Source organism: Pseudomonas sp. GM24, assembly GCF_000282235.1.
Taxonomy (GTDB): Bacteria; Pseudomonadota; Gammaproteobacteria; order Pseudomonadales; family Pseudomonadaceae; genus Aquipseudomonas.
In genome coordinates, this window is record NZ_AKJR01000020.1 from 20,708 (window position 1) to 45,658 (window position 24,951).

The 24,951-nt window shown below is 60.2% G+C and carries 21 protein-coding genes; 12 read left to right on the forward strand and 9 right to left on the reverse strand.

The features are described 5' to 3' along the window. The first annotated feature begins 19 nt into the window (after window positions 1–19). The 6 genes from thiL (at window position 20) to PMI23_RS02655 (ending at window position 4,253) form a co-directional block, all read left to right on the forward strand. On the forward strand, window positions 20–985 hold the full coding sequence (gene thiL / locus PMI23_RS02630) for a thiamine-phosphate kinase (RefSeq protein WP_007910935.1): 966 nt from the start codon (window positions 20–22) through the stop codon (window positions 983–985). After that, window positions 982–1,485, forward strand: a complete 504-nt coding sequence (locus tag PMI23_RS02635) for a phosphatidylglycerophosphatase A family protein (RefSeq protein ID WP_007910933.1) — start codon at window positions 982–984, stop codon at window positions 1,483–1,485. The genes thiL and PMI23_RS02635 overlap by 4 nt, the downstream gene beginning before the upstream one ends. A 37-nt stretch (window positions 1,486–1,522) precedes the next feature. Next, window positions 1,523–2,338: a substrate-binding periplasmic protein gene (locus tag PMI23_RS02640; protein WP_007949625.1), complete on the forward strand. Its 816-nt coding sequence runs from the start codon at window positions 1,523–1,525 to the stop codon at window positions 2,336–2,338. A gap of 81 nt (window positions 2,339–2,419) precedes the next feature. Next, on the forward strand, window positions 2,420–3,037 hold the full coding sequence (ribA, locus tag PMI23_RS02645; RefSeq protein WP_007910930.1) for a GTP cyclohydrolase II: 618 nt from the start codon (window positions 2,420–2,422) through the stop codon (window positions 3,035–3,037). Continuing rightward, window positions 3,034–3,453, forward strand: coding sequence for a hypothetical protein (locus PMI23_RS02650; RefSeq protein ID WP_007910928.1), 420 nt, complete (start codon window positions 3,034–3,036; stop codon window positions 3,451–3,453). Before ribA ends, PMI23_RS02650 begins: the two co-directional genes overlap by 4 nt. Then, window positions 3,453–4,253 carry a cobalamin-binding protein gene (locus PMI23_RS02655; RefSeq protein WP_007910927.1) on the forward strand — a complete coding sequence of 267 codons (801 nt, stop codon included), beginning with the start codon at window positions 3,453–3,455 and terminating at the stop codon, window positions 4,251–4,253. The genes PMI23_RS02650 and PMI23_RS02655 overlap by 1 nt, the downstream gene beginning before the upstream one ends. Before the next feature lie 108 nt (window positions 4,254–4,361). Here PMI23_RS02655 and PMI23_RS02660 read toward each other — a convergent pair whose 3' ends face one another. The 5 genes from PMI23_RS02660 to PMI23_RS02680 form a co-directional block, all read right to left on the reverse strand. Further along, a complete protein-coding gene (locus PMI23_RS02660) occupies window positions 4,362–6,248 on the reverse strand; it encodes a TonB-dependent receptor domain-containing protein (protein WP_007910925.1) in 1,887 nt (628 codons plus the stop codon). A 140-nt stretch (window positions 6,249–6,388) separates the two neighbouring features. Continuing rightward, complete coding sequence (gene dxs / locus PMI23_RS02665) at window positions 6,389–8,287, reverse strand: 1-deoxy-D-xylulose-5-phosphate synthase (RefSeq protein WP_007910923.1); 1,899 nt, start codon at window positions 8,285–8,287, stop codon at window positions 6,389–6,391. 91 nt (window positions 8,288–8,378) lie between these two features. After that, window positions 8,379–9,266 carry a (2E,6E)-farnesyl diphosphate synthase gene (gene ispA, locus PMI23_RS02670; RefSeq protein ID WP_007910921.1) on the reverse strand — a complete coding sequence of 296 codons (888 nt, stop codon included), beginning with the start codon at window positions 9,264–9,266 and terminating at the stop codon, window positions 8,379–8,381. Beyond that, a complete protein-coding gene (locus tag PMI23_RS02675; protein ID WP_003228627.1) occupies window positions 9,263–9,505 on the reverse strand; it encodes an exodeoxyribonuclease VII small subunit in 243 nt (80 codons plus the stop codon). The genes ispA and PMI23_RS02675 overlap by 4 nt, the downstream gene beginning before the upstream one ends. Window positions 9,506–9,617: 112 nt before the next feature. After that, window positions 9,618–10,763: a Fic family protein gene (locus PMI23_RS02680; protein WP_007910918.1), complete on the reverse strand. Its 1,146-nt coding sequence runs from the start codon at window positions 10,761–10,763 to the stop codon at window positions 9,618–9,620. A 278-nt stretch (window positions 10,764–11,041) separates the two neighbouring features. Between PMI23_RS02680 and PMI23_RS02685 the strand changes: the two genes are divergently transcribed. From PMI23_RS02685 to PMI23_RS02710, 6 genes are read left to right on the forward strand one after another with little or no spacing between them, the layout of a single operon-like run. Continuing rightward, window positions 11,042–11,833 carry a YfaP family protein gene (locus tag PMI23_RS02685; RefSeq protein WP_007910916.1) on the forward strand — a complete coding sequence of 264 codons (792 nt, stop codon included), beginning with the start codon at window positions 11,042–11,044 and terminating at the stop codon, window positions 11,831–11,833. A 36-nt stretch (window positions 11,834–11,869) separates the two neighbouring features. Continuing rightward, window positions 11,870–13,582 carry a DUF2138 domain-containing protein gene (locus PMI23_RS02690; RefSeq protein WP_007910914.1) on the forward strand — a complete coding sequence of 571 codons (1,713 nt, stop codon included), beginning with the start codon at window positions 11,870–11,872 and terminating at the stop codon, window positions 13,580–13,582. Continuing rightward, on the forward strand, window positions 13,567–14,217 hold the full coding sequence (locus PMI23_RS02695) for a DUF1175 domain-containing protein (protein ID WP_007910912.1): 651 nt from the start codon (window positions 13,567–13,569) through the stop codon (window positions 14,215–14,217). The genes PMI23_RS02690 and PMI23_RS02695 overlap by 16 nt, the downstream gene beginning before the upstream one ends. Beyond that, complete coding sequence (locus PMI23_RS02700) at window positions 14,214–18,788, forward strand: alpha-2-macroglobulin family protein (RefSeq protein WP_007910911.1); 4,575 nt, start codon at window positions 14,214–14,216, stop codon at window positions 18,786–18,788. The genes PMI23_RS02695 and PMI23_RS02700 overlap by 4 nt, the downstream gene beginning before the upstream one ends. Window position 18,789: 1 nt before the next feature. Next, window positions 18,790–20,409 carry a DUF2300 domain-containing protein gene (locus PMI23_RS02705; protein WP_007910910.1) on the forward strand — a complete coding sequence of 540 codons (1,620 nt, stop codon included), beginning with the start codon at window positions 18,790–18,792 and terminating at the stop codon, window positions 20,407–20,409. Window positions 20,410–20,412: 3 nt separating this feature from the next. Continuing rightward, window positions 20,413–21,225, forward strand: coding sequence for a YfaP family protein (locus PMI23_RS02710; RefSeq protein ID WP_007910909.1), 813 nt, complete (start codon window positions 20,413–20,415; stop codon window positions 21,223–21,225). Between the two features lie 24 nt (window positions 21,226–21,249). Here PMI23_RS02710 and PMI23_RS02715 read toward each other — a convergent pair whose 3' ends face one another. From PMI23_RS02715 to darG, 4 genes are all read right to left on the reverse strand, one after another. Further along, window positions 21,250–21,684, reverse strand: a complete 435-nt coding sequence (locus tag PMI23_RS02715) for a hypothetical protein (RefSeq protein WP_007910907.1) — start codon at window positions 21,682–21,684, stop codon at window positions 21,250–21,252. 62 nt (window positions 21,685–21,746) lie between these two features. After that, the gene (locus PMI23_RS02720; RefSeq protein ID WP_007910906.1) at window positions 21,747–22,304 is read right to left on the reverse strand and encodes a hypothetical protein; all 558 of its coding nucleotides are present in this window, start codon (window positions 22,302–22,304) and stop codon (window positions 21,747–21,749) included. Between the two features lie 127 nt (window positions 22,305–22,431). Continuing rightward, on the reverse strand, window positions 22,432–23,607 hold the full coding sequence (locus PMI23_RS02725; protein ID WP_007910905.1) for a GGDEF domain-containing protein: 1,176 nt from the start codon (window positions 23,605–23,607) through the stop codon (window positions 22,432–22,434). Window positions 23,608–23,814: 207 nt separating this feature from the next. Next, complete coding sequence (darG, locus tag PMI23_RS02730; RefSeq protein WP_042704876.1) at window positions 23,815–24,900, reverse strand: type II toxin-antitoxin system antitoxin DNA ADP-ribosyl glycohydrolase DarG; 1,086 nt, start codon at window positions 24,898–24,900, stop codon at window positions 23,815–23,817. Between the last annotated feature and the right edge of the window lie 51 nt (window positions 24,901–24,951).

The following is a 24,951-nucleotide window of genomic DNA, read 5'->3' on the forward strand; positions in this document are numbered from 1 at the left end:
TGAATCCTTTGTCTCAGCCATGGGCGAGTTTGAGCTGATCCGCAATTTCTTCGCCGCCGCGCCTTGTGCGCAGGGCGGCGAAGGCGTTGCTCTGGGAATCGGCGATGACTGCGCCTTGCTCGCTGTTCCCCCTGGGGAACAGCTGGCGATCTCCACCGATACGCTGGTGGCCGGCGTGCATTTTGCCGACCCCTGCGATCCGTTTCTGCTCGGTCAGCGCTCGCTGGCCGTTGCGGTCAGCGATCTGGCCGCCATGGGCGCCACGCCCGTTGCCTTTACCCTTGCCCTGACTGTATCGACGGTGACCGCCGATTGGCTGCAAGCCTATGCCCGCGGTTTGAATTGCATGGCGCAGAGTTGCGGCGTTGCATTGGTTGGTGGCGATACCACTCGCGGGCCGTTGAGCCTGACGGTGACTGTGTTTGGTCGCGTGCCTGCCGGTCAGGCGTTGACCCGCAGCGGCGCGCAACCGGGCGACTTGCTCTGTGTCGGCGGCGAGTTGGGCAATGCTGCCGGCGCTTTGCCTTTGGTGCTCGGTCAGCGTGACGCCGAGGCTGATATCGCCCAACCGCTGCTCGATCATTACTGGTCGCCACAACCGCAACTCGCCCTCGGCCAGGCCCTGCGTGGCAAAGCCACCTCGGCGCTGGATATCTCCGATGGCCTGCTCGCCGACTGCGGCCACATCGCACTGGCGTCGAAGGTGCGGCTTGAGATTGAACGCGAGCGCGTACCGCTGTCGGATGCTTTAGTGGCGTTTCTCGGTCAGCGCGGCGCCGAGCGTGCCGCGCTGAGCGGTGGCGATGATTACGTGCTGGCCTTCACCCTGCCGTCCGTCGAGTTGCCGGCGCTGCTGGCCAATGGCTGGCCGATCCATGTGATCGGTCGTGTGTCAGAAGGTCAGGGCGTGATTCTGCTGGATCGCGAAGGGCACGACATCACCCCGCAAATCCGGGGTTATCAACATTTTCAGGAGACACCGTGACAGATCACCCGAAACAGGTTCCGGCCGAATTCGTTCCGCCGTCGGTCTGGCGCAATCCCTGGCATTTCCTCGCGTTCGGCTTCGGTTCCGGCACCTTGCCCAAGGCGCCGGGCACGTGGGGCTCGCTGGTTGCGCTACCCTTTATCCCGTTGTGGCAGATGCTGCCCGACTGGGGTTACTGGCTGATGCTCGGGATCACCATGCTGTTCGGCTTCTGGCTGTGCGGCAAAGTGGCTGACGATCTGCGGGTCCACGACCACGAAGGCATCGTCTGGGACGAAATGGTCGGCATGTGGATCACCCTGTGGCTGGTGCCGGAAGGCTGGTACTGGTTGCTCGCGGGTTTTCTGGTGTTCCGCTTCTTCGACATTCTCAAGCCATGGCCGATTCGCTGGATCGACCGGCATGTCCACGGTGGTGTAGGGATCATGCTCGACGACGTACTGGCCGGTGTGTTCGCCTGGCTGGCGATGCAGGGTCTGGTGTGGATTTTCGCCTGATTCCAAGGGATATCAGGGGCAAGTGAGGGGACTAGGGATGGCTCGACGCTGGTTGGCGCTAGTGGTTTTGGCTTTGCTGAGCACCGTGGCCGGTGCGCAGGACGCCGCGCCGACGCCGACGGTCATCCATCTGGCCAGCGAAGACTGGGAAGACTACACCGCCGCCGACGGCCATGGCCTAGGCTGGGACGTGCTACGCAAGGTGTTCGAGCCGGCTGGGGTCAAGCTCGATATCCGCAGCGTGCCTTACACCCGTTCGGTCGGGCTGGTGCAGTTGAAGGAAGTCGACGCGCTGGTCGGTTCCTATCGCGACGAAGCCGAGCAGGTGTTGTATCCGCGCTGGAATTTCGATTCCGACCACATCTACGCGTTGGGCCTGGCGAGCAATCCGGTGCCGACCCAGGCGACGCTGGGCAAGTATCGACTGGCCTGGGTGCGCGGTTATCGCTACGAAAACTATTTGCCCAACATCAAACGCTACAACCAGATCGAGCGTCGCACCGGGATTCTGTCGATGCTCAAGCAGGGGCGGGCGGATTACTACATCGATGCGCTGACCGAGATTGAAGCGGTGGTGAAAACCGCAGCCGATCCGGCACAGTATCGCTATTCGCACCTGGCCGAGCTGCCGTTGTTCCTCGGCTTTGCCGACACGCCACAGGCACGGGCGCTGATGGCGCTGTTTGACCAGCGTATGGAGCAGTTGGTGAAGAGCGGCGAGTTGAAGCCGATCTTTGAGAAGTGGCAGCAGCCGTATCCCTTCACTAGGGGCGCGACGAAACACTCGACAGCTCCTACAGGGATCCATGTCGACCGGGTAGTTATCAAACTTTTTGATCGTTATGCCCGATAATTCAGCCTAAGCGCCGGTAGGAACCTGCTGTTACAATGCCGGCCTGCGAATTTTCAGACTCTTTAGATCAGGAGCACACCGGTGCCTGTCGTCTTTGTCGCCGCTTCCAAGCTGCCAACGCCTTTTGCGCAATTCACCATGCACGGTTTTCTCGATGAAGCCACCGGCCGTGAGCACGTCGTGCTGAGCCTGGGTGAAATTGCCGACGGTGCCCCGGTACTCGGCCGTTTGCACTCCGAATGCCTGACCGGCGACGCCTTGTTCAGCCAGCGCTGCGACTGCGGCTCGCAACTCGAAGGCGCCCTCAAAGCCATCGCCCGTGAAGGCCGTGGCGTGTTGCTCTACCTGCGTCAGGAAGGTCGCGGCATTGGTCTGCTGAACAAGATCCGTGCTTACGAGTTGCAGGACGGCGGCGCCGACACCGTTGAAGCCAACGAACGTCTGGGCTTTGCCGCCGACCAGCGCGACTACGCCATGTGCCTGCCGATGCTCGAGCATCTGGGCGTGAAATCCCTGCGCCTGATGACCAACAACCCGCGCAAGGTCAAAGCCATGACCGACATGGGCATCACCGTCGCCGAGCGCGTGCCGCTGCACACCGGCCACAACCCGCACAACAAGCTCTACCTGGCGACCAAGGCCAGCAAGCTCGACCACATGATGGGCAATGAGCATCAGGGCGAGGTTGATCGCGCGTGACTCGCGGTCAGGTGCGGCGCCGATTGTCGGTCGATTGGTGGAAATACCTCGCGCTGGCGCTGGTGCCGTTGTTCGTGCTCAACGCGCTGTTTGGTCAGGGCGAAGGGATTCTGCCAGTACTGGCGATGCCGTTTTTCATTGCCGGCGTCGCGTCGATGTTTGTCAGCCTGAAGTTTTTCGGCCGCTACAAACATGCGCTGATCGCCACGCAAAAAGCCCTCGATACCCCGGATGAACCGGCCGCGTGGATTGCCCTCGCGGCGCGCCGTCGCACTGCGTTTCTGGCGGCAGCCTTGCCGGCATGGATCGGCGCTTTGGCGGTGTTTGTTGGTCTTGAAGCCGTACCGTTGATGTTGCTGGCGTTGTCCACGGCGGTGCTGTTCTACCTCTACCGTATTCCGCGTCAACTCGGCTGATGCGTCGTCTGTGGCTGGCGCTTCTGCTGCTGGCCGTCAGTGGCCCTGCGCTGGCGCAACTGCGGGTGGTCAGCCTCGCACCGTCGCTTTCTGAAATTGTCGTTGAGCTGGATTCGGCTGACCTGCTGGTCGGCGTGCTCGATGCCGGGGAGCGTCCTGCTGAAATTGCCAACGTCCCCTCTGTCGGCCGCTATGGCCAACTCGATTTGGAACAGCTGCTGAGCCTCAAGCCTGATTTGTTGTTGCTGTGGCCCGGGAGTGTCGGCCCGGCGCAGCGCGATCAATTGAACCGTCTGGGTATCCCGACCTTCGTCGCCGAGCCGCATTCCTTCGAGCAACTCACTACCCAGATAGAAGCCATAGCCACGCAATTGGGGCGACCTGAACGTGGGGTGATACGGGCGGCGGCGTTGCGCCAACAACTCGCGGAGTTGCGTCAGCGCTATCGCCGGGACGTGCCGTTGCGGGTCTTCTATCAGGTCTGGGACAAACCGCTGTACACCGTCGGTGGCGGGCAAATTATCAGTGATGCGCTGGAAGTGTGCGGGGCGCGCAATGTGTTCGCTGATTTGAGTCTGCCGGCGCCGCAGGTGAGTATTGAGGCGGTGTTGCAGCGCGATCCAGAGGTGATTCTGGCGGGGGATCAGGCGCAGTTGAATGCCTGGAAGTCGTGGTCGCAAGTAGTCGCGGTCAAACAGGGGAAATTGCTGTTGGTCACCGACAAAGGCCTTGAGCGCCCAAGTGGCCAAATGATCAGCGCTACCGCCAAACTCTGCCAATTGATCGCGCCGGACAGGTAACCCTGTAGGAGCTGCCGAAGGCTGCGATCTTTTGATTTTGCTGTTTGACTGAGTCGGAATCGCCGAAGATCAAAAGATCGCAGCCTTCGGCAGCTCCTACAGGGGGTTTCAGTGGATTTCGGGAGTCCAGGTGACACCAAACATCCACACCCGACCTTCCTCGCGATAACCATACTGGCTGCCGTCATAGCTGTAATTCGCCCGGCTGTAGCCTTTGTCGAAAAGGTTATCGACCTTCAGATCCAGCTTGATCTCACGGTTCAACGCCCAACTGCTGCGAAAGCCAAACAGCGCATAGCCACCCAGCGCCTGCTCATTTTTCAGGTCGTCATAACTGCTGCTGACCGCCTGCCAACTGGCGCCGAGGCTGACCTGATCAAACTGTCGATCCAGATCCCAACTCAACGTCCGCCGAGCACGCCGTGCCAAGGTGTGCCCGGTATCGCGATCACGCGGATCGATGATCGCCACGCCGAGGTTGCTCTGCCAGCCGAACAGTTCCTGCTTCAGCGCTGCTTCAAAGCCGTTGATTCGCGCCGAAGCGACGTTCTCCGGGCGTGAGTTGCTGCCGAAGATGATCGCGTCTTCCAGATCGGTACGGTAAATCGACGCTTCCAGGCGGCTGCTGTCGCTCAACTGACTGCGCCATTGCAGCTCGTAGCTTTTCGAGGTTTCCGGTTTCAGATCCGGGTTGCTGAAGTCCGGGTAGTACAAGTCGTTGAAGGTCGGCGCGCGGAAGCCTTCGCTGTAGCTCAGCAACAGATCGTTGTCCGGGTTCAGCGGCAATGTGAAGGTGCCGCTCCAGGTGTTCTGGCTGCCGAACTGCTGGTTATCGTCGTGACGCAGACCCAGTTCGGTGGAGAAGCTGTCGGCCTGATAACGATGCTGGATGAATGCGGCGCGGTTCCAGCGACTGTCTTCATCGAATGCGGTGCTGCTGTTGACGCGGTCTTCGTACCAGTCGCCGCCGAGGATCAGGCTGTTGCGTGCGTCCAGTGTCAGGTCGTTCTGCCAGTTCACCGAGTCGCGGTAGGTGTTGAACACCGTGCGTTCGTCGCTGAGCTTGTCGAGGGTCTTCTCGCGGTTCTCGGTATGGCCGAACTCGACGCGGGTTTTCCAGATTTCGTTGACCCGGGCATCGACGTAACTGCTGACACTGCTGACGTTGAAATCGCTGTAGGGCTGCTGTTGGACCGATTCGAAAGTGTTCATGTCGAAGCGGCCGAACGGGTTGTCGAACTCGCCCTTGCCCCGGTTATCCAGCAGATTGGCGCCGACTTCGATGTCATCGGTCAGCGCATGGCTGAGGCTCAGGCTGACGGATTTATTGCGGTAGGCGTCATGATCGCCATCACTTGGATACGACTCGTGAGTGCGGTCAATTCCGGCGGTTTCATCCAGGCTGGCGCCGAGGTTGAAGCGGGTTTTGTCATCGCCCCCGGACAAGCCGAGACTGCGCTGCCACGTCTGATTACTACCGAAACCAACGTGCAGGCGTGGCTGCAGACCTTGCTCAGCGCCGCGTCGGGTGAAAATCTGAATCACCCCGCCAATCGCATCGCTGCCGTAAATCACCGAACGCGAACCGCGCAGCACTTCCACCCGCTCGATCTGCTCGATGTTCAGATGCTGCAGGTTGCTGTCGCCGGACGTCGAACTGCCAATGCGCTGGCCGTCGACCAGCACCAGACTCTGCGCCGACTGCGTGCCGCGAATGTAGATTCCCGGCAGACTGCCGCGCCCGCCGGCCTGCGCCACTTGCACACCGGGAACGCGCCGCAGCAGGTCCGGCACATCGCTCGGTTGCAGGCGGTCGATGTCTTCACGGGTGAATACCGTGTTGGCGGCGCTGCTGTCGTTGCGGGCTTCGACCTGGCGGTTGGCGGAGATCAGCATGTCCGGCAGCTTCAATGCTTGATCACGTTCGAAGGTGTCGGCGAGGGCGTTGGCGGTCGGCAGCAGGAAGAAGGGCAGGGCGAGGCGCGAGAGTTTCATGGACAGTCCACTGGTGTTTCAGGTGTACACAAATCAAATGTGGGAGCGAGCCTGCCCGCGAATGCGGTGTACCAGTCAGCAATGATTTGACTGACAGTCCGCTTTCGCGAGCAGGCTCGCTCCCACAGGGGGTAATGCGTTTATTTGTCGAGTAAGGCCAGACGCTCACGAATCGACGCTTCGATCCCGGCCTCATCCAGCCCGCACTCGGCCAGCATCTGCGCAGGCTTGGCGTGCTCGACGTAGATATCCGGCAAGCCCAGATGCAGCATCGACTTGAGAATGTTCTCGCGCGCGAGGAACTCGCTGACCGCGCCACCGGCGCCGCCCATGATCGCGTTCTCCTCGATGGTCACCAGCAATTCGTGGCTGTCGGCAATCTCGCGCACCAGCGCTTCATCCAGCGGTTTGACGAAACGCATGTCGACCACTGTCGCATCAAGCTTCTCAGCAACTTTCAGCGCCTCGGCCAGTTGTACACCGAACACCAGCAAGGCGACTTTGCTGCCCTGACGACGGAGGATGCCCTTGCCGATTTCGATCGGATCGAGGTCTTTCTCGATGGTTGCGTTCGGGCCATTGCCGCGCGGGTAACGCACAGCCGCCGGGCCGTTGTACAGGTGGCCGGTGGTGAGCATTTTGCGCAGCTCGTTTTCATCGCTCGGCGTCATGATGACCATGCCCGGGATGCAGCGCAGGTACGACAGATCGAAGCTGCCGGCGTGTGTCGGGCCGTCTTCGCCGACCAGACCGGCGCGGTCGATGGCGAACAGCACGTCGAGGTTCTGCACCGCGACGTCATGTACCAACTGGTCGTAACCACGTTGCAGGAATGTCGAGTAGATCGCCACCACCGGTTTTGCGCCTTCGCAGGCCATACCGGCAGCGAACGTCACGGCGTGTTGTTCGGCAATCGCCACGTCGAAATAGCGCAGTGGGAAGCGTTCGCTGAACGCCACCAGATCCGAGCCTTCCTTCATCGCCGGGGTAATCCCGACCAGACGTGGATCGACGGCAGCCATGTCGCACAGCCACTCGCCAAACACCGCTGAGTATTTCGGCCCGCTGGCCTTCTTCGGCGCGGCGGCCGGAGCGTCCAGTGGTTCGAGTTTGGTGATGGCGTGGTAACCGATCGGGTCGACTTCCGCCGGGGCGAAGCCTTTGCCTTTCTTGGTGACGATGTGCAGGAACTGCGGGCCTTTGAGGTCACGCATGTTACGCAGCGTGGCGATCAGCGTTGGCAGGTCGTGGCCATCGATCGGGCCGATGTAGTTCCAGCCCAGCTCTTCGAACAGCGTGCCGGGGACCAGCATGCCCTTGGCGTATTCTTCGGTGCGACGAGCGATTTCCCAAGCGCCGGGCAGGCGCGACAGGACTTTCTTGCTGCCCTCACGCATGCTCGCGTAAGTGCGGCTGGAAAGGATCTTCGCCAGATAATTCGACAGACCGCCGACATTGCGCGAGATCGACATATCGTTGTCGTTGAGGATCACCAGCATGTTGGCGTTGACTTCCGGCGCGTGGTTCAGCGCCTCGAAAGCCATGCCGGCGGTCAGTGCGCCGTCGCCAATCACCGCGATTGCCTTGCGATCACTGTTCTGCAGGCGGGCGGCGATGGCCATGCCCAGTGCAGCGCTGATCGAAGTGCTGGAGTGGCCGACGCCGAAGGTGTCGTACTCGCTCTCGGCGCGACGCGGGAAGGCTGCAATGCCGTCCTTCTGGCGCAGCGATTCCATGCGCTCACGGCGACCGGTAAGGATCTTGTGCGGATACGCCTGATGACCCACGTCCCACACCAACCGGTCGTCCGGCGTGTCGAAGACGTAATGCAACGCGATGGTCAGCTCGATCACGCCCAGGCCTGCACCGAAATGCCCACCGGTCTGACCGACCGTGTAGAGCAATTCCAGGCGCAACTCATCGGCCAGGGTTTCCAGCTCGGCTTCGCCTAACCGGCGCAGGCCGTCCGGCGTATTCGCGCGGTCGAGCAGGGGCGTGGTCGGGCGCTTGCGGGGAATCTCATGAAACGTCGTGGGCATCAGGCGAATCGTTATAGGTATAAAAGATGCGGCAGTTTACCTGATGCATCGCCCCCTGCCCACGCGTTGGTCTTTTTTGACCGATTGCTGATCAGTGACGCCGCTCGACGATATACCGGGCCAGCTCGCGCAACGGCTCGGCGGCCGCGTCAAACGGTCGCAGGGCGTGCAGGGCCTGATCGCGCAGTTCCAGGGCGTAGGCCTTGGCGGCGTCGAGACCGAGCAGCGCCGGGTAGGTCGGCTTGTCACGGGCAATGTCGGCGCCCTGGCGTTTGCCGAGGGTGGCGGTATCGCTTTCGACGTCGAGAATGTCGTCCTGCACCTGAAAGGCCAAGCCGATGGCCTGTGCATAAGTCTGCAGGGCACGGAGTTCATCCTGCTCGGCACGGCCGCTGGCCAGAGCGCCGAGTTTGACGCTGACTTCGATCAGCGCGCCGGTCTTGTGCCGGTGCATCTGTTCGAGGGCATTCTGATCGAGCTTGAGGCCGACCGATCCAAGGTCGATCGCCTGACCGCCGACCATGCCTGCCGGGCCCGCAGCCTGGGCGAGTGCGGTGACCATTTGCAGGCGGATGTCGCTGCTGCAATCGCTCAGGCGCGGGTCGAGCAGGGCGCTGAACGCCAGACTCTGCAAACCGTCACCGGCCAGGATCGCGCAGGCTTCATCGAATTTTTTGTGAGTGGTCGGCTGGCCGCGACGCAGATCGTCGTCGTCCATCGCCGGCAAATCATCGTGAACCAGCGAGTAGGCGTGAATCAGCTCAACCGCGCAGGCCGCACCGTTGGCTTGCTCAGCCTTGCCACCGAGCGCTTCGCACGCCGCGTAGGCCAGCAACGGTCGCACGCGTTTGCCGCCGTTCATCACGCTGTAGCGCATGGCTTCGTAAAGCCGCGCCAACTCCGGCAACGGTGCGTTGAACAGGGTTTCCAGCGCTGCGTTAACCCGGGTCTGACTGGTCGCCGTATACGCTGCAATCATTCTGGCTGTTCCGCGTCGAAGGGTTCCTCGGCGAGTTCGCCATCGCGCTCCAGCAGCACCTGCACCTTCTGCTCGGCTTGCGCCAGCGCTGCCTGGCAGTCACGGGTCAGACCGATGCCCTGCTCGAAAGCGGTCAGCGAGTCTTCCAGCGACAGTTCACCGTTCTCCAGACGCTCGACCAATGTTTGCAGGTCGGCGAGGGACTGTTCGAAATCCAGTGCAGCTTTTTTGCGGGCCATGGCGGCGATTTCCGGTTGACGTTAAACCGGCGCGACACTAGCAGATAGGGGGGTTATGGGCAAATGAGCGGGCCGGCTCCCAAGGACAGAAATGGCTCTGTGCTGGGTGAGATTAATGTGTAGCTCTGTCGGGATAGTTGATCTGATAGCGGGTGCTACGACCCCCACCCGGCAAGCGTTGCAGGCAACCTTTCTCCAGCAACTCCGCAAGGTGTCGGGTTGCTGTGGCCTTCGACACTTTCGCCACCGCTTGATATTGCCCGGCACTGATGCCGTGCTCAAAGCCCCGCTCGCCGCCGTCGAGCAGACGATTGAGCGCTTTGACCTGCTCCGCCGAAAGTTCGGACTCGCGGTGTGCCTGCCAGAAACGCGTCTTGCCCAGCACGCTTTCAATGCGGGTGATGGCTTGTTGCAGACTGCGTAGCAAGGTTTGCAGGAACCATGTAAGCCATTCAGTGATGTCCAGTGTGGCTTTTTGACTCGATTCAAGAATCCGATAGTAGCCGGACCGATCATCCAGAATGCTCGCCGACATGGCGTAGAAACGGATGGCTTGCGCTTCGCCCTGTGCCAGCGCCAGATCAGTGATGGTGCGGGTCAGACGGCCGTTGCCATCGTCGAACGGATGCAAGGTGACGAACCAGAAATGGGCGATGCCCGCACGAAGCATCGGGTCCAGTGCTGTCTGATGCTGGCTGGCCTCGAACCATTGGAGAAATTGGTCGAGCTGCTGCTCAATACCTTGGCGAGGTGGCGCCTCGAAATGAACCGTTGGACGATCAATGCGACCCGATACCACCTGCATAGGCTCGTCACCGCGTAGTGCACCCACATGCATGCGGCGTGCAGTAAGGTCAGCCTCTTGATCGGGAAACAGCCATTGGTGCCATTCCAGAAGGCGTTCCAGCGTCAACGGTTCGGCAAATCGACGGGTGACATCCAGCATAAGCTGCGCCAGACCTTCACTGCGTTGGCTGACTTTATCGCCGTCGATCAACTCCAGGCCCAAACGTCGCGCCAACGATGACCGCACGGAGCCGACATTCAGTTGCTCTCCTTCGATGGCCGAAGACGTCACGATATTCTGCAAAAGGGCGTCCAGTTCGGTCTGAGCCCCCAAAGAGTCACCTACTGAACCGGCCATCCCCATCAACTGACCTTGGGCCTGTACACACTCGCGCAACAACGGTGCCAGGCGTTCCGCCTGCCAGTTGAAGTAGGGCCAATCGGGCTGCTGCCAGATCCAGTAAGTTGCCATTCGTTGCCTGCCTTGAGTCCGTGAGCCGAATAGAAATGCTATTCGGCTCATTTTGTGAGCCGAATATGACGCCTATTCGGCTCACCGTCCACCGGATTGGCTTGATTCCTACAGCAATAGCACATGTATCCGATTGTTAAAAAACCGCCGAATCGCTAATCTTCGCGCCTTCTACGACCCCATAGTCACGGGTCTTTCAGACGAAACGCAGTTTTCACCGCTGTGAAGTACCGAGGATCGGGTGCAAGGTTTCGTTCAGGCATGGCAGGAGGCATTACATGCGTTCATTTCTTTGGCTGCTGATCGGCCTGGCCTGCGCGCCCGCGCTGCTGGCGGCGCCGACGGCCGAGGTATCGGAGCCGGTGGGTGGCTGGCGCTATCACGGCTTGCTCGATCGCACGGAAAACCCGCAAGTCGCCTACCCGACGCCGCCGATCGATCGCGGCATCCAGCGCAATCGCACGATGATCCAGGGCCAGCTCAAGGCCATCGGCCATATGCGCCCGCCGCACAGTCTCGCGGTGAATGGCAATCCACTGAATCTGTACACCGACGACCAGGGCCGTTTTGCCCGGCCGTACGCGTTCGGCGCCGGCTCCAACAGTGTCGAAGTGATCAGCGCCGAGGGCCAGTCGCTCAAGCGTGTGCAATTTTATGAAGCAAACAATTTGCGCACGCCGGCGCGAATTCGTCTTGTCTTGGGCTGGGACGATCCGAAAGCCGAACTCGATCTGCACATTGTCACGCCCGACGGTCAGCATGCGTTCTGGGCGCGGCCGGCGCTGAGCAATGGCGGCGGTCTTGACCCGGATGGCGTTGATGGCCCCGGCCCGGAAATGTTCACCATGACCGCGCCGCTGCACGGCACCTACCTGGTTTACGTCAACTATTGGGGCAACTTCGGCAACGGCGGCTATAACTTCGAGGAGACCAGCAACCAGAACGAGGTGATCACCTCGCAAATCACGCTGGTGCTCAACGAAAACACCGTCGACGAAAAACGCGAAACGTTCATCGTGCCCCTGCGGGCAATCGGTGATCTGCTGCTGGTCAAGACTTTCAACTATTAAGCATCCCGCCACGGATGAAATCGGGTTTTGTTAACGATGAGTGATAACACTGTGACTCCAGCTGCCGATACGCCAGCGACTCAACCTTCCCGGAAATGGCCGTTGCTGCTGGCCGGGCTGTGCCTGGTGGCCGGTGTAGCGGGTGGTTTTGGCTGGCTGCTGCTCAAGCCCAAGGCACCGCCGGCGGAATTGGCCAGTGACAAACTTGGCCTGAGCCGCCCCGATGCACTGCTGGAAACCCGCTCGCTGAGCCAGTTGCCCAAGGACTTGCTGACGGTGCCGTTCCTCAAGGCCACGCTCACCGAAGATTTCGTCTTCTATTACGAGACCCATGCGGATCGCCTCGGCTTGATCGGCAGTCTGCGCCGGATCATCTACGAGCATGATCTGAAGTTGCAGGACAGCCTGATCGAGCAACTTTTCGATCAGCCAGCCGATGTCGCGCTGTGGCGTGGCGCGGATGGTCGCTTGAAGGATTTCCTGCTGGTGATGGATCGCGGTGGTCTGGCGAAACTGCTCGAGCCGTTGGCGAAAGTCGCGCTGGATGACACGCAGCTCAGTCAGATGGGCGAACTCAAAGTCGGCGGCGATAGCGTACCGCTGTTCCAACTGACTTATAACGCCAGCAAAGCCCTGTTGTTCGCCTCCCACGGGGACAAACTGGTGGTGCTGTCCAATCCGGCCAAGTACTACGATCCGGAAAGCGGCGTGTCCGAAGAGTCCGGCCACGTTTCACCGCAAGCGCTGGCGGCGCTGCTCAATGGCGAAAAACTGTTCCCTGAAGCCTTCGGTCTGCCGGCGAAAACTGCGGAAACCAAGCAACGCCTGTCGGTCAACTCCAGCGTTCTCGCCATGGGCTATCAGCGCTTCATTCCGAACTTCGCCGGGCTGCGCTTCGATATGGATGACAAGGGTTGGCACAGCTACCTCGCCATGGACGAACTGGAAAACCAGCCCGACTTCGATTTCAAACCGGTCTGGCAAGCCATGCCACTCGGCGCCAGTGCCTGCGTAACCCTGCCGGTCGCGGCCGAACCGCAAAAACCACTGCTGGTAAAACTCGGCGCCGAAGAAGCCGTGGCGCAAACCCTCACCGAACACGTGGCCGGCGCGGCGGGCCTTTGCTGGTACGCCGATTCGCGTTTGTACACGCCGCTGTTGGTCGCCAGCCTTAAAGACGAAGACAGCAGCAAGCTCGACGGTGATCTTGGCAAACTGTTCGGTTCGATGGTCGGTGCATTCGAAGCCAACGTTGACGAAAACGTCTTCCCTGTGGTCGAGAAACAAGAAGGCCAGAAACATGTCTGGCAGCGTCAGGTCAGCTCCAATTTCGGCGCGTATGCGGCGAAGACTGCCGAGAATCCAGATGCGATTTCCGGCAAGGCGTTCATGAAAGTCAGCCTCGCCCGTCACGGTTCGACGCTGCTGTTTTCCCTCGACGACAAACTGGTCGACAAGGCCCTCGGCACCCTCGACAAACGCTTCCCGCCGATGGCTGACGTGCTGCCCAAAGACGTGCTGATGCCGATCTACTTCGGCCCGGACTCGATGGCGCAACTGATGCAGCAGGAAACCCTCGACAGCCTGCCGCAGGACATGGAACCGGTGTTTTACAACGCCGCGCAAACCTATCTGATCCCGAAATTGCGCACCCTTGGTGGCTACGGCAAATACGCGCTGACCCTGCCGGAAGGCAGCGAGCCTGACGGCCACTGGCAGTGGTTGCCGCTGGAATGGAAAGCGCTGTGACCACACTGATCCGCAGCCTCGGCCTGCTCGCGCTGTTACTCAGTGCGGGCGCCCGAGCCGTTGAAGCGCCGGCGCTGGATCCGGCGCAATCCCAGGTGTTCCGCGCCTGGTTCGTGCGCATCGCCCAAGAGCAACTGAGCCAAGGGCCGAGCCCGCGCTGGTATCAGCAGGACTGTGCCGGGCTGGTGCGTTTCGCCGCCAACGAAGCGCTGAAAGTCCATGACGAAAAATGGCTGCGCAGCAATGGCCTGTCCAATCGCTATTTGCCGCCGGAGCTGTCGCTCAGCGATGACCAGCGCAAGTTCGCCCAGCAATGGCAGCAGGGTGGCGGCAAGGTCGGGCCGTACGTCAACGCGATCAAACTGATTCAGTTCAACAGCCATCTGGTCAGCCGCGACGTGTCGCAGGCGCGGCCCGGTGATTTGATGTTTTTCGATCAGGGCGACGACCAGCACCTGATGATCTGGATGGGCCGTTACATCGCCTATCACACCGGCACCACTACCCCGACTGACAACGGCATGCGTTCGGCAAGCCTGCAGCAACTCATGACATGGAAGGACACCCGATGGATACCCGACGCAGCCAACCCCAACTTCATCGGCGTCTATCGACTGAACTTTCTCTCCCAATGACCGGTGCCCGCATGTTGCGACTCTGTTCCCGAATTCCTTTGCTGCTGGCGCTGTTGCTGCCAGTGGCTACCGTCAGCGCCGAAGATTCGGTCGGGCCGAGCGGCTACACGCCGGTCTCCGGTGAAAGCTTCTTCCTGCTGGCCGATAGCAGTTTCGCTGCCGACGAACAGGCGATGGTGCGCCTCGAAGCGCCGGGCCGTGATTACCGTCGTTTCCGCATGGAACCGTATGGCGGCGCCGACATTCGTGTGTACCGCATCGACAAGCCGCTGGATTTCCTCAAGCGCCAGAAGAACCTGCACCGCGTGGTTAGCGATGGCCAGTTCAAGGGCGAAGGCCTGTCCAACACCCTCGCGTACCTGTGGGACAACTGGTACCGCAAATCCCGGCGGGTGATGCAGCGCGCGTTCTCCTATGAATCGCGCAAACAGGTCACCGAAGAAGTGCCGGAACTGAAGATGGGCAACGCCATCGCCGCGCCGACGCCGTACGACGCGCAGCCGCAATTTGCGCTGATCCCGGGTCTGCCGGTGGTCAGCCAGTTCCGTTATCCGCTGTGGCAGGCCAAGCCGATTCAACCGCCGGCCGGGGTCAATCTGGCCGGGTCTTCGAGCGATTTCGTCAGTGTCGCGCCGGGTAACGTTTACATCCCGCTGGGCAATCTGAAGCCGGGTCTGTATCTGGTTGAAGCGCTGATCGGTAAATACCGCGCGACCACCATGGTTTTCGTTTCCAACACTGTGGCGGTGAGCAAGATTGCCGGCGATGAATTGCTGGTCTGGGCCGCACGCAAACACGAAGGCAGCTCGGTGCCGAAGGTCAATGTGCTGTGGACTGACGGCCTCGGCGTGATGAGCAGTGGCGCCACTGACGCCGATGGTTTGTTGCGTTTGAAACACGTCAGTCCGGAGCGTTCGTTCGTGATTGGCGAGGATGAAGAGGGCGGCGTCTTCGTCTCGGAAAACTTCTATTACGACAGCGAAATCTACGACACCAAACTCTATGCCTTCACCGACCGGCCGCTGTATCGCCCAGGTGATTGGGTATCGCTGAAGATCGTCGGTCGCGAATTCAAGAATGCGCGAGATTCGGTGTTGCCGGGCGCTGCAGATGTCACGGTCAGCGTGCTGGATGCCACCGGTACCGAGTTGCAGCATCTCGACCTGAAACTCGATTCGAAGGCTGGCACTCAGGGCCGCTTCCAGTTGCCGGACAACGCCGTCGCGGGCGGTTACGAGATTCGTTTCAACTACAAGGATCAGGCCTACAGCAGTGCTTTCCGTGTGGCGGAGTACATCAAGCCGCACTTCGAGATTTCGCTGAATCTGGCCAAGCAGGATTACCGCACCGGCGAACCGGTGAAGGGCAGTCTGGTGCTGCTCTACCCGGACGGCAAACCGGTGGCCAACGCCAAACTGACCCTGAGCCTGCGTGCCCAGCAACTGTCGATGGTCGACAACGAGCTGCAATACCTCGGGCAATTCCCGGTGGAGCTGACCAGCACCGAACTGACCACCGACAGCAAAGGCAACGCGAGCCTCGACCTGCCGGCCGCCGACAAACCGAGCCGCTACATGCTCACCGTGTTCGCCAGCGATGGCGCGGCGTATCGGGTCAAGACCACCAAGGAAATCCTCATCGACCGTGGCGCGGCGAGCTTTCGTTTGAGCGCGCCGCAACGCTTCAGCGCGGTCGGCGACAAGGTTGCGTTCAGCTACGCCAACGAGGGCGGCAGCGAGCCAGGCAAAGCGGTGACGCCGAGCACGTATGGCTGGGTGCGTCTGGAAGACCAGAGCACGGGCGAAGGCAAACTTGCGGCGACTGATAAAGGCTTCAGTCTGGCTTTCGAACGTCCAGGTACCTACAACCTGACCCTGAAAGATCAACACGGTCGCGTACTCGGTGCCACCGGGCATTCGGTCACTGGTGACGGTGTGAAAGCGGTGCCGGGTACTGTGGAAATCGTCCTCGACAAGCCTGAGTACAAGGCCGGTGATGAAGCGCTGGCGCTGATCACCTTCCCGGAACCTGTCAGCGATGCGCTGCTCTCGCTGGAACGTGACAAGGTCGAAGCCACCGCGCTGCTGGCCAAGGGCGGCGACTGGCTGAAACTGGAAAAACTCAGCGACACCCAATACCGCGCGCGCATTCCGGTGAAAGACAACTTCGCACCGAACCTGACCTTCTCCGTGCTCTACACCAAGGGCGGTCAGTACAGCTTCCAGAACGCCGGGATCAAAGTGGTCGCGCCGCAAATCGACGTGGCGATCAGCACCGACAAAGCGGTGTATCTGCCGGGCGACACGGTCACGGTTGACCTGAGCACGCAGTTCGCCGGCAAAGCAGTGCCGGCGCACCTGACGGTCAGCGTCGTCGACGAAATGGTCTACGCGCTGCAACCCGAAGTTGCGCCGACCATCGACCAGTTCTTCTATCACCCGCGCCGTAACAACGTGCGCACCAGTGCGAGCCTGTCGTTCATCAGTTACGACGTGGCGTTGCCGGGCAGCCCAGGCGCACCGGGCAAAGCCAACCGTAGCGAGCGCGGGGTGAAAGTGCTGGAGCGGCCGCGTCGTGAAGACGTCGACACCGCTGCGTGGCAGCCGGAGTTGTTGACCGGTGCCGACGGCAAAACCCGCTTCACTTTCAAGATGCCGGACTCGCTGACCCGCTGGCGCATTACCGCCCGCGCCATCGCCGATGACGGTCAGGTCGGGCAGAAGAAGCAGTTCGTGCGTTCGGAAAAACCGCTGTACCTGAAGTGGAGCGGGCCGAGCAAATTCCGCAAGGGCGATCAGCCGCAACTCGGTGTGTTTGCGTTCAGTCAGGCCGAAAAGCCGGTCAAGGCTGAACTGGTCACTCACTATGCGGGCGCCGAACAGCGTCTGCCGGTGACCCTGAACAACGGCATCAACTACCTGCCGCTGCCGGCGTTCACATTGGCTTCCGGCGAATGGACGGCGGAGTTGGTGCAGGACGGCAAGACCGCCGACTCCCTCGCCGTGCGCCTGAGTGCGACCGGTGACGGCTGGCAAGTGACGCAGACGCAGAGCCTTGATGTCGCCAGTGGCGACACTGCGCTGAGTCTGCCGGCCGACGCCACCGATATTCGCCTGCGTCTGGATGACAGTCCGCAAGCGTTGTTCCGTTCCGCGCTCGACGATCTGCTCAGCTATCCGTATGGCGGCGTCGAGCAGACTGCCAGCCGTTTGCTGCCGTTGAGCATTGCCTATCCATCGCTGGCATCGAATCCGCAGATTCGTGATCGCTTGCGCCTGATCATGCAGAACAGCCGGTTGCGGCTGGTGCAAATGGCCGGACCTTCGGCGAGCTTCACCTGGTGGGGTTACGACGGTGAGCCGGATGCGTTCCTCACTGCTTACGCCTACTACGCCGACTGGAATGCCAGCCAAGTGCTGGAGTTGACCTTGCCACCGGAGCACTGGCAGCGGGTGCTGGAGGTGTACGCCAAGCAAGCGCCGAACACTCCATTGCTGCAACGGGCGCTGATTCTGTCGTTTGCCAAGCAGATGCATTTGCCGGTGAACACCTTGCTCAGCGGGTTGATGGACGATCTGGCCAAGGCCGGTGAGGGTAACGCCGAGACGTTGATGGACGACGGCGAAGACAGTCTGGTGATGAGTGATCCGGATTCGGCGCTTGGTCTGGCGGCGGCGCGGGTGTTGACCGCTTCGTTGGCCACTCAATCGAAAGTGGCCTTGCCTGACGCGTTCAATCGTCAGCTGGCTGCGGCGCAACAGCGTCTGTCGGTCAGCTCGCAGCCGTTTGCCGAAGCGCTGAACCTGTCGCTGCAACCGTTCGATCAGGCCAGTGCGCAAGTGTTACTGCAACGTCTGCTGCCTCAGCAATCAACCCTTGAACGTGCGCTGGCGCTGACCTGGCTGCAACGCAGCATCGCCCAGGCATCGCCGACCATCGCGCTGACACCGGGTGAAGGCTGGAAGAAAAACTACGGTGCTACCGGTGAGATGTACTGGACTTGGCAAGGCGCCACTCCGGTGCCGAGCGTGTTGACGGTGTCCGGTACGCAAGAGCGTCCGCTGCGCGCGGCGTTGAGCTTCCAGACCCAGCAACCGGCGGTCGATCCGATGGCCGTGAGCATCACTCGTCGCCTGTCGCGACTGGTGCCGGGCGATGAAGCCTTCACCTTCAAACTGGAGCCGGTCGGCAGCAAGCCGCTGTCCAGCGACAGCCTGTATCTGGACGAAGTGATCCTCACCAGCAAAGCGCCGAAACCACTGCGCTACGGCATGCTCGAAGTGCCGCTGCCACCGGGCGCCGATGTCGAGCGCACCACCTGGGGCATCAAGTTACAAGGCAAGGAGGGCACCGAGCCGACCGCGCTGGAGAAGGCGCGATTCGAACCGGGCCAGTTGGCCTACGCCGTGCCGGTCGATGCGCTGAGCGGCGAGTTGCGCCTGCGCCATCTGGTGCGCTTCTCGCAGAAGGGCCAGTTCAGCCTGCCGCCGGTGCGTTTCAAGCAAGTCTACGCACCGCAGCATCAGGCCCAGGAAGTGAAAGCCGCCCTCGGTCAGGTCACGGTCAACTGACATGAGCCGGCCGCTGCTGTGGCTGCTGATGTGTGTGATCCCTGCGCTGGCAACGGCGCAGGACGAGCCGTTGCGCGTGGCCTACAAGGGCGAATTGTTGTCGTTGAGTCAGACGCAACTGATCAAGCGTGAACCGTTGCCGTCATCGCTGGATACGCCGCTGGGCAGTCTGTGGAAGTTGTTTGTCTACGCATGGCTGGTGGATACCGGAGCGCGGGAGCCGGCGTATGAATGTCGCGGGCAATCGAAAGACGAGATTTATTGCTGCTCGGCGGGTGGCAAGATCGAGCGTGATCAGGCGTTGGTGAAATCCTGCGGGTTGTATTTCGAGCCTGCGCGGTTAGGGATTTCGGCGGCGGATTGGCGAACCTATTGGCAGGCGCGGAGGGCGCCGTCGTGGTTGCTGGATCTGCCTTCGGTGCAACCGGCTCAACGGGTTTCCGTGGTTGAACTGCTGAAGGTTATGGCCTCGTTGCCGGCGCAGGATCAGGCGCGTCGAGTGCTACTCGACGTGGTGCTGAACGCGGCGGACGGCAATGTCGTTGGTGAACTGGGCGGGCGCTTGCGGGTGAAAACCTGGAGCTGGCTCGGTGATCAGGACCCACAATCGCGGCAGGGCGGGTTTGCTGGTTGGACGGCGGATGATGCTCCGATCTGGGCGGGCGGACGTGGCACCAGCCAGATGGTCTTGCGCCATTATGGACAGGCATTGGCGACGGTGTTGCCAGCGGCATGGCCAGCAGAGGCGGGGCGTTGTGTTGAAGTCAGATTGTTCTCGCGCTATCCGGTTTCGCGGGTTTTGACTGGCGAGCGGGTGGTCACTTCCGGCCCGTTGCAGGGCGACTACCGCGTCGAATTCGCCAACGGCAACGCGCTGGATATCCACAGCGACGGCGAGCTGTTTCTGCTCAACGACAAACTCGTCGCAAGGCTTGATCGCGAAGAATACGTCGCGAGAGTACTGGAACGTGAAGCCAAACCCGAACCTGCCGAAGCCGCCAAGGCGTTGGCCGTGGCGATTCGCACGTATCTGCTGCAAAACGCCATGCGCAACGGCGACTGCCTGAGTATCGACGACAGCAGCAATCGCCAGCGCGTTGCACCGCGCCCGGCCTCTGCTGAATCCCGAAGCATCGCCGCATGGACCGCGGATCTGGTTTTGGCCGGCAGCACCGTCACCTATCACTCCGATCAACCCGGCCCGGACAAACTCGCCTGGCAAAAAGCTGTCGAGCAAGCCAAGGCCGGTCAACGTTACGACGCGATTCTGCTGCACGCCTATCCGCGCGCCAGCCTCAGCCGCTGGGACAACCCCGTCGCTTCCTGCGAAGCGCTGCCCGCCGCACAAGACTGGCTGCAGAAACAGCGACGCGGCTGGCGTCCGAAGCTGGAAAGCGAAACCGGCTACAACGAAGTCAGCACATTTGCCGTGTGCAAACTGGCCTTCGGCAGGCCCTTCGTCGACCGCGAACGCCAACGCATCTACGTGCGCGGCGTGCTGACTCTGCAGGATCGCCTCGATCTGACGCACGAATATCTGCACCTGGCCTTTGAAGCACATCCCAACGGCCAGGATGAAACCTACATCGAAGGGCTCGCCCGTCACCTTTTGCTGGAATAGACCATGACACTCCGTTATCCACAGGTCTTGCTGCTGCTCTGCACGTTGACCGCGCTCTCGCCGGCCATCGCTGCCGGTGGCGTCAAACTCGACACCCCGGTCGGCGGCTGGCGCAGTGGCGCTCCCGAAGGCGAGGGCGAAAGCTTCCGCCAGACCGTCAACTACCCGGCCTCATCGGTCAGCACCCCGGTGGGCCAAGCCAACACCGCGCGCATCAGCGGCGAGATAAAAGCTGCGCGGAAGGACAACGAACCCGGTCGTTTGATCGTCAACGGCGTGAGCATGCCGCTGAAAATCGACGACAGTGGCCGCTTCGACCGCCCGTTCTCCTTCCCCAACGGCAGCAACAGCGTCGAAGTGCGCAGCCCCGACGGTCAGCAGCGTCACCGCACGCAATTCCTCAACACCAGCGGCGGCGCCACCCCGGCCAAGCTGCGCGTACTGCTGGCATGGGACAGCGACGGCACCGACCTCGACCTGCACCTCGTCACCCCCGACGGCGCGCACATCTGGTACGGCAACCGCAGCGCCGCCAACGGTGCCGCGCTTGACGTCGACGTCACCACCGGCTACGGCCCGGAAATCTTCGCCATGCCGGCGCCGATCAAGGGCCAGTATCTGGTGTATGTGAATTACTACGGCGGTGGCTATCGCGGGGATGAGGATGGCGGCGATGAGGCGGTGCAGCCGCTGACCACGGCGCAGGTGACGGTGATTACTGAAGAAGGTACGCCGAGCGAGAAGATGGAGACGTTTCTGATCCCTATGCGCGCGGTGGGAGAGCTGACGCTGGTGAAGTCATTCAGTTATCCCTGAGCAGGTACTCGCTCAGGGATAGCACTAGAAACCGGGCGGAATGTAACCGGGTACGAACGGAACGTTGATGCATTTGCCATGAATGATTTTTCCGTCCTCGATCCTGAACAGTACGATCTTTTTGGCTTTATTGACGGTCGCTTCCAGTTTGCAGTCAGAGCTATGCCCGACCGTCTCGTAGTACTCGGTGTACACCATGCCGTTGCCGGTGTGATTCATTGAAGTGCCGGCCGCTTCGGTGGTGGTCCAGCTGGAGGATTTGAACCAGGTCAGGACGGCCAGATTTTCGCCGTTGGCACCGGTCTGTTTTTTCATTGAGTCAGGTTTACCGAACAGATCGAGTGCTTCCTGAACATCCCGTCCTTCCCAGCGCGACTGTGCAATCAGGTGGCAGCCATTAATCATTGAGACTGTGGCTGTTATCAGCAACGTCAGTAACGTTTTAGTCCATTGATTCATCATGACTCCCGGTGTCATGTGCGAGACGAAATAGCGCGCTGCAGCGCCCAGAAATCAGGCTGTTACTTGTTGCCCAGTATCGAGTCGAGGTTGTCCATCATCTGGCCTTTCTCTTGAATCGGTGCAAGTTTGAAGAACATCTGCTGCATGCCCTGAATCATCTGCAAGTGCTCCATCTTGCCCACTGCAATCATGTCTTTTTTCTCTGGAGTGCAAACGAAAGCCAAAGCGCGCTGGACCCAGAATTCTTTCGGCTGTTGCCATTGCTCGTTTACTTTCAGGTGCCGCAGCATGTAGGCAATTCGATCCACCGACTGGCCATTAACAAACCGCACCTTGTTGGTCTTGCACTGAACTTCCAGGTTGTAGGCATCGATCATTGGCTTGCCCGGCTCTTCATACACCAGCGTCACCGCCAGCATTTGCGCACCCTTGGTACGCGTCGACGGCACAACTGATGTGCTGTCGGCGACATACATGATGTTCTTGTGCGGAACGCCGTTGCCGTAAATGATCCACCAGTCGCCGACGGGGTTCGGCTCTTCCGCTGACGCTGAGGTGGCAGTCAAGAGTGCAGTCAGTAGAGCGAGGGATTTACTCAATCTGAAAAATGATGACATGGTGTTGCTCCATTCCTTGGCGCTTTTGTAATGCACAAAAACAGAATGGAAATTTAGTGGCGGGTGCCGGCTGGGGCAATTAGGGCGGATGTGCTAATGGCTTATTGAAATGGCCGTTTGTTGGGCATTAATTATCGGCAAGGCTCAAGTACAGCGAACGCAAAGTCTGTACACGATTACGCCCCTTGTCTTTGGCGCCGTACAGCGCCTGATCCGCTTCCGATAGCAGGCGTGACAAGTCGTAGCCGGATTCACGGGTAGTCACAACTCCGATGCTGACGCTGAGCAGCCCCGGCTCAAGAATCGACAATTGCGAGAACGAACGGCGGATCCGTTCGGCAATTTCCAGTGCAGTCTGCTCATCGCAATCGTTAAGCAGGCAGGCAAACTCCTCACCGCCAATCCGCCCGCAAACATCTTCCTTACGCAGGCTCTCGGCCACGATCCGGCCGAACGCGATCAACGCCTGATCCCCAACGGGATGGCCATAGGTGTCATTCAGACGCTTGAAGTTATCCAGATCACAAAGCAGCAACGCCGCCGGTTCTGCGTGTTGCTGGCTTTCAGTAAGCATCTGGCCGGCGTTCATCATGAACGCGCGACGATTGCCAATGCCTGTCAGCGGATCGCTGAACGCCGCCGCTTTGAGTTTGAGCTCTGCACGTTCCTTGACCATCGCCAGGGTGATGTAGGCAATGCCGATGACATACAGCATCGACTCGAACAGCATGAACGAGAAAAACGGCACACCCTCGCCAGTGCCCAGCAGCGCCTTTGTCACCGGCAGCCCTTCATCGGTCGCACTGCGAACGGCGTAGAACACAGTGTGCAGAACGGTTAGCACCAGCGCCGGCATAAACGCGACGTCCAGAGTGTGGCGACTGCGCCAGAGCTCCAGCGTTGTCAGCACGCCGTAACCGAATGCCAGCAAGGAGTAGATCAGAACCCGATTTGGCATCGACTCGTAGAAGGCGGGAATCAGACACAAGGTCAGCCAGGCGAACGCGCCTGCCAGAATGCCGGACACTGACGGTCTGCGCCCGACCAGCGTGCGCATGGCCGTCCAGTTCATCGCTGCACTGAGTAACAGAACAACATTGCCGAACACAATGGGAATGAAGTCGACCCCTCGATCACGCCAACTGACCAATACCACGCCCAAGGCGCCCAGCAGCATCATGCTTCCGAGGTACGCCAGTGGCGGCTCGCGGGTTTCGCGATACCAGGCGTGCAGCGTCAAAAGCCCCATCAAAAAGAAGACGAAGACCGAAACGACCAGCAGGGTCGGGATATGCAGGACCATTCCATGGATTCCCGTGAGGCTCAATACCGGAATCCGGCCGGTGGCGGGAATGCGGGTAAAAACAGAGGGGGTGGTTATAAGGCGGGATTTAGCACTGTGGGGGTTGGGTTTTGCAAGTGTTGGCGCATTGACCTGAGGATTGCCTAAGCCATCGCGAAAGGCAGCGGGGCAATTGTGCAGCAGCAATTGCCCTGTTTCGCTCCGGCGTCAGGCCGCTATGTTTGGACTGAAACTGCTGGAAGTAAGGCGCTCAATTGCGATAGTCAGAGCTTGATCGTCGAACAGCTTGTTTTTCCGCGCTGCAGCGCTGGAGCCACCATCCCATTTCATCAGTGCTTCGCGTAAAGCCGGAACGGTTGGCGCAACACCATCATGAATCAGCAACCAGTCGACCGTCGCTAGCAGCTCCATGCCAAAAGGAGATTCAAAACCATCGATCAATTCGGCCGTGCGCTCCAAAGCCTGGGAGTATTCCTTGGCTTCAGTCTTGAGGTAGGTCTGCAAAAAGGCTTTGCGATCCTGGTCAAACCAAATCACATCGGTGATTCCCGCATCACTGATGCGCTTGTCGCAATGCAGATAGCTGCCATCCAGATTGTTGAGCAGATGTTCCAATCGATTAGCGTACGGTCCGAATTTATGGGCGACGAATTTAAGATTCAGCGGGTTCTCAGTACTAGGAAGTTTTTCGATTGCATGCTCAAGAAACCACGCCAGTTTCTGAATCTCGAGCAGGCTGCATTCCATCCCCAGAACCCAATAACGTCGTACCAACTCTGCAATCAGCGCCCGTGCCGGAGTGAGTTGCTCAACTCCGTTGCGTTTAGCGACATTCAGATACTGATTGGAGGGTTCGAACACCAATACATCCACGTCCAGATCGTCCAGTACTTCAACAATTTGCTCACGCACTTCAGGCCACTTCAGCCCACCGTTACCAGCACCTAGCGGCGGGACAGCGACAGACTTCACATCGTTTTCTATCAAGAAACGACGCAGATCATGCAAACCCTCGGTAATCCACGCCATTTGCGAGGGAGAGCGCCAGTGGCGTTTGGTAGGGAAGTTCACGATCCAGCGCGGGCCATCGAGTTCATTGGTGGCCGTCACGTGCATTTTGCCGGTTTCTACTTCGCCGGCCTTGCACGCTGCTGCATACAGACGGTAATTCTGCGCAAAGCGTTCTTTGAACATCAACGCGATGCCTTTACCCATCACACCCACAGTGTTCACCGTGTTGACGAGGGCTTCGGTTTTGGCTTCCAGCAGGTTGCCTTGGGTGAATCTGATCATTGGAAATACCATTTGGGGCGCGCATGGACTAGCAGAGCAAGAGCCAGATCA

What these genes read in the sequence shown, in the direction of transcription:
- thiL (WP_007910935.1), top strand. Translation starts at nt 20, where the DNA reads ATGGGCGAGTTTGAGCTGATCCGCAATTTCTTCGCCGCCGCGCCTTGT.
- PMI23_RS02640 (WP_007949625.1), top strand. Translation starts at nt 1,523, where the DNA reads ATGGCTCGACGCTGGTTGGCGCTAGTGGTTTTGGCTTTGCTGAGCACC.
- PMI23_RS02655 (WP_007910927.1), top strand. Translation starts at nt 3,453, where the DNA reads ATGCGTCGTCTGTGGCTGGCGCTTCTGCTGCTGGCCGTCAGTGGCCCT.
- PMI23_RS02660 (WP_007910925.1), bottom strand. Translation starts at nt 6,248, where the DNA reads ATGAAACTCTCGCGCCTCGCCCTGCCCTTCTTCCTGCTGCCGACCGCC.
- dxs (WP_007910923.1), bottom strand. Translation starts at nt 8,287, where the DNA reads ATGCCCACGACGTTTCATGAGATTCCCCGCAAGCGCCCGACCACGCCC.
- ispA (WP_007910921.1), bottom strand. Translation starts at nt 9,266, where the DNA reads ATGATTGCAGCGTATACGGCGACCAGTCAGACCCGGGTTAACGCAGCG.
- PMI23_RS02675 (WP_003228627.1), bottom strand. Translation starts at nt 9,505, where the DNA reads ATGGCCCGCAAAAAAGCTGCACTGGATTTCGAACAGTCCCTCGCCGAC.
- PMI23_RS02680 (WP_007910918.1), bottom strand. Translation starts at nt 10,763, where the DNA reads ATGGCAACTTACTGGATCTGGCAGCAGCCCGATTGGCCCTACTTCAAC.
- PMI23_RS02685 (WP_007910916.1), top strand. Translation starts at nt 11,042, where the DNA reads ATGCGTTCATTTCTTTGGCTGCTGATCGGCCTGGCCTGCGCGCCCGCG.
- PMI23_RS02690 (WP_007910914.1), top strand. Translation starts at nt 11,870, where the DNA reads ATGAGTGATAACACTGTGACTCCAGCTGCCGATACGCCAGCGACTCAA.
- PMI23_RS02695 (WP_007910912.1), top strand. Translation starts at nt 13,567, where the DNA reads ATGGAAAGCGCTGTGACCACACTGATCCGCAGCCTCGGCCTGCTCGCG.
- PMI23_RS02700 (WP_007910911.1), top strand. Translation starts at nt 14,214, where the DNA reads ATGACCGGTGCCCGCATGTTGCGACTCTGTTCCCGAATTCCTTTGCTG.
- PMI23_RS02705 (WP_007910910.1), top strand. Translation starts at nt 18,790, where the DNA reads ATGAGCCGGCCGCTGCTGTGGCTGCTGATGTGTGTGATCCCTGCGCTG.
- PMI23_RS02710 (WP_007910909.1), top strand. Translation starts at nt 20,413, where the DNA reads ATGACACTCCGTTATCCACAGGTCTTGCTGCTGCTCTGCACGTTGACC.
- PMI23_RS02715 (WP_007910907.1), bottom strand. Translation starts at nt 21,684, where the DNA reads ATGAATCAATGGACTAAAACGTTACTGACGTTGCTGATAACAGCCACA.
- PMI23_RS02720 (WP_007910906.1), bottom strand. Translation starts at nt 22,304, where the DNA reads ATGTCATCATTTTTCAGATTGAGTAAATCCCTCGCTCTACTGACTGCA.
- PMI23_RS02725 (WP_007910905.1), bottom strand. Translation starts at nt 23,607, where the DNA reads ATGGTCCTGCATATCCCGACCCTGCTGGTCGTTTCGGTCTTCGTCTTC.
- darG (WP_042704876.1), bottom strand. Translation starts at nt 24,900, where the DNA reads ATGATCAGATTCACCCAAGGCAACCTGCTGGAAGCCAAAACCGAAGCC.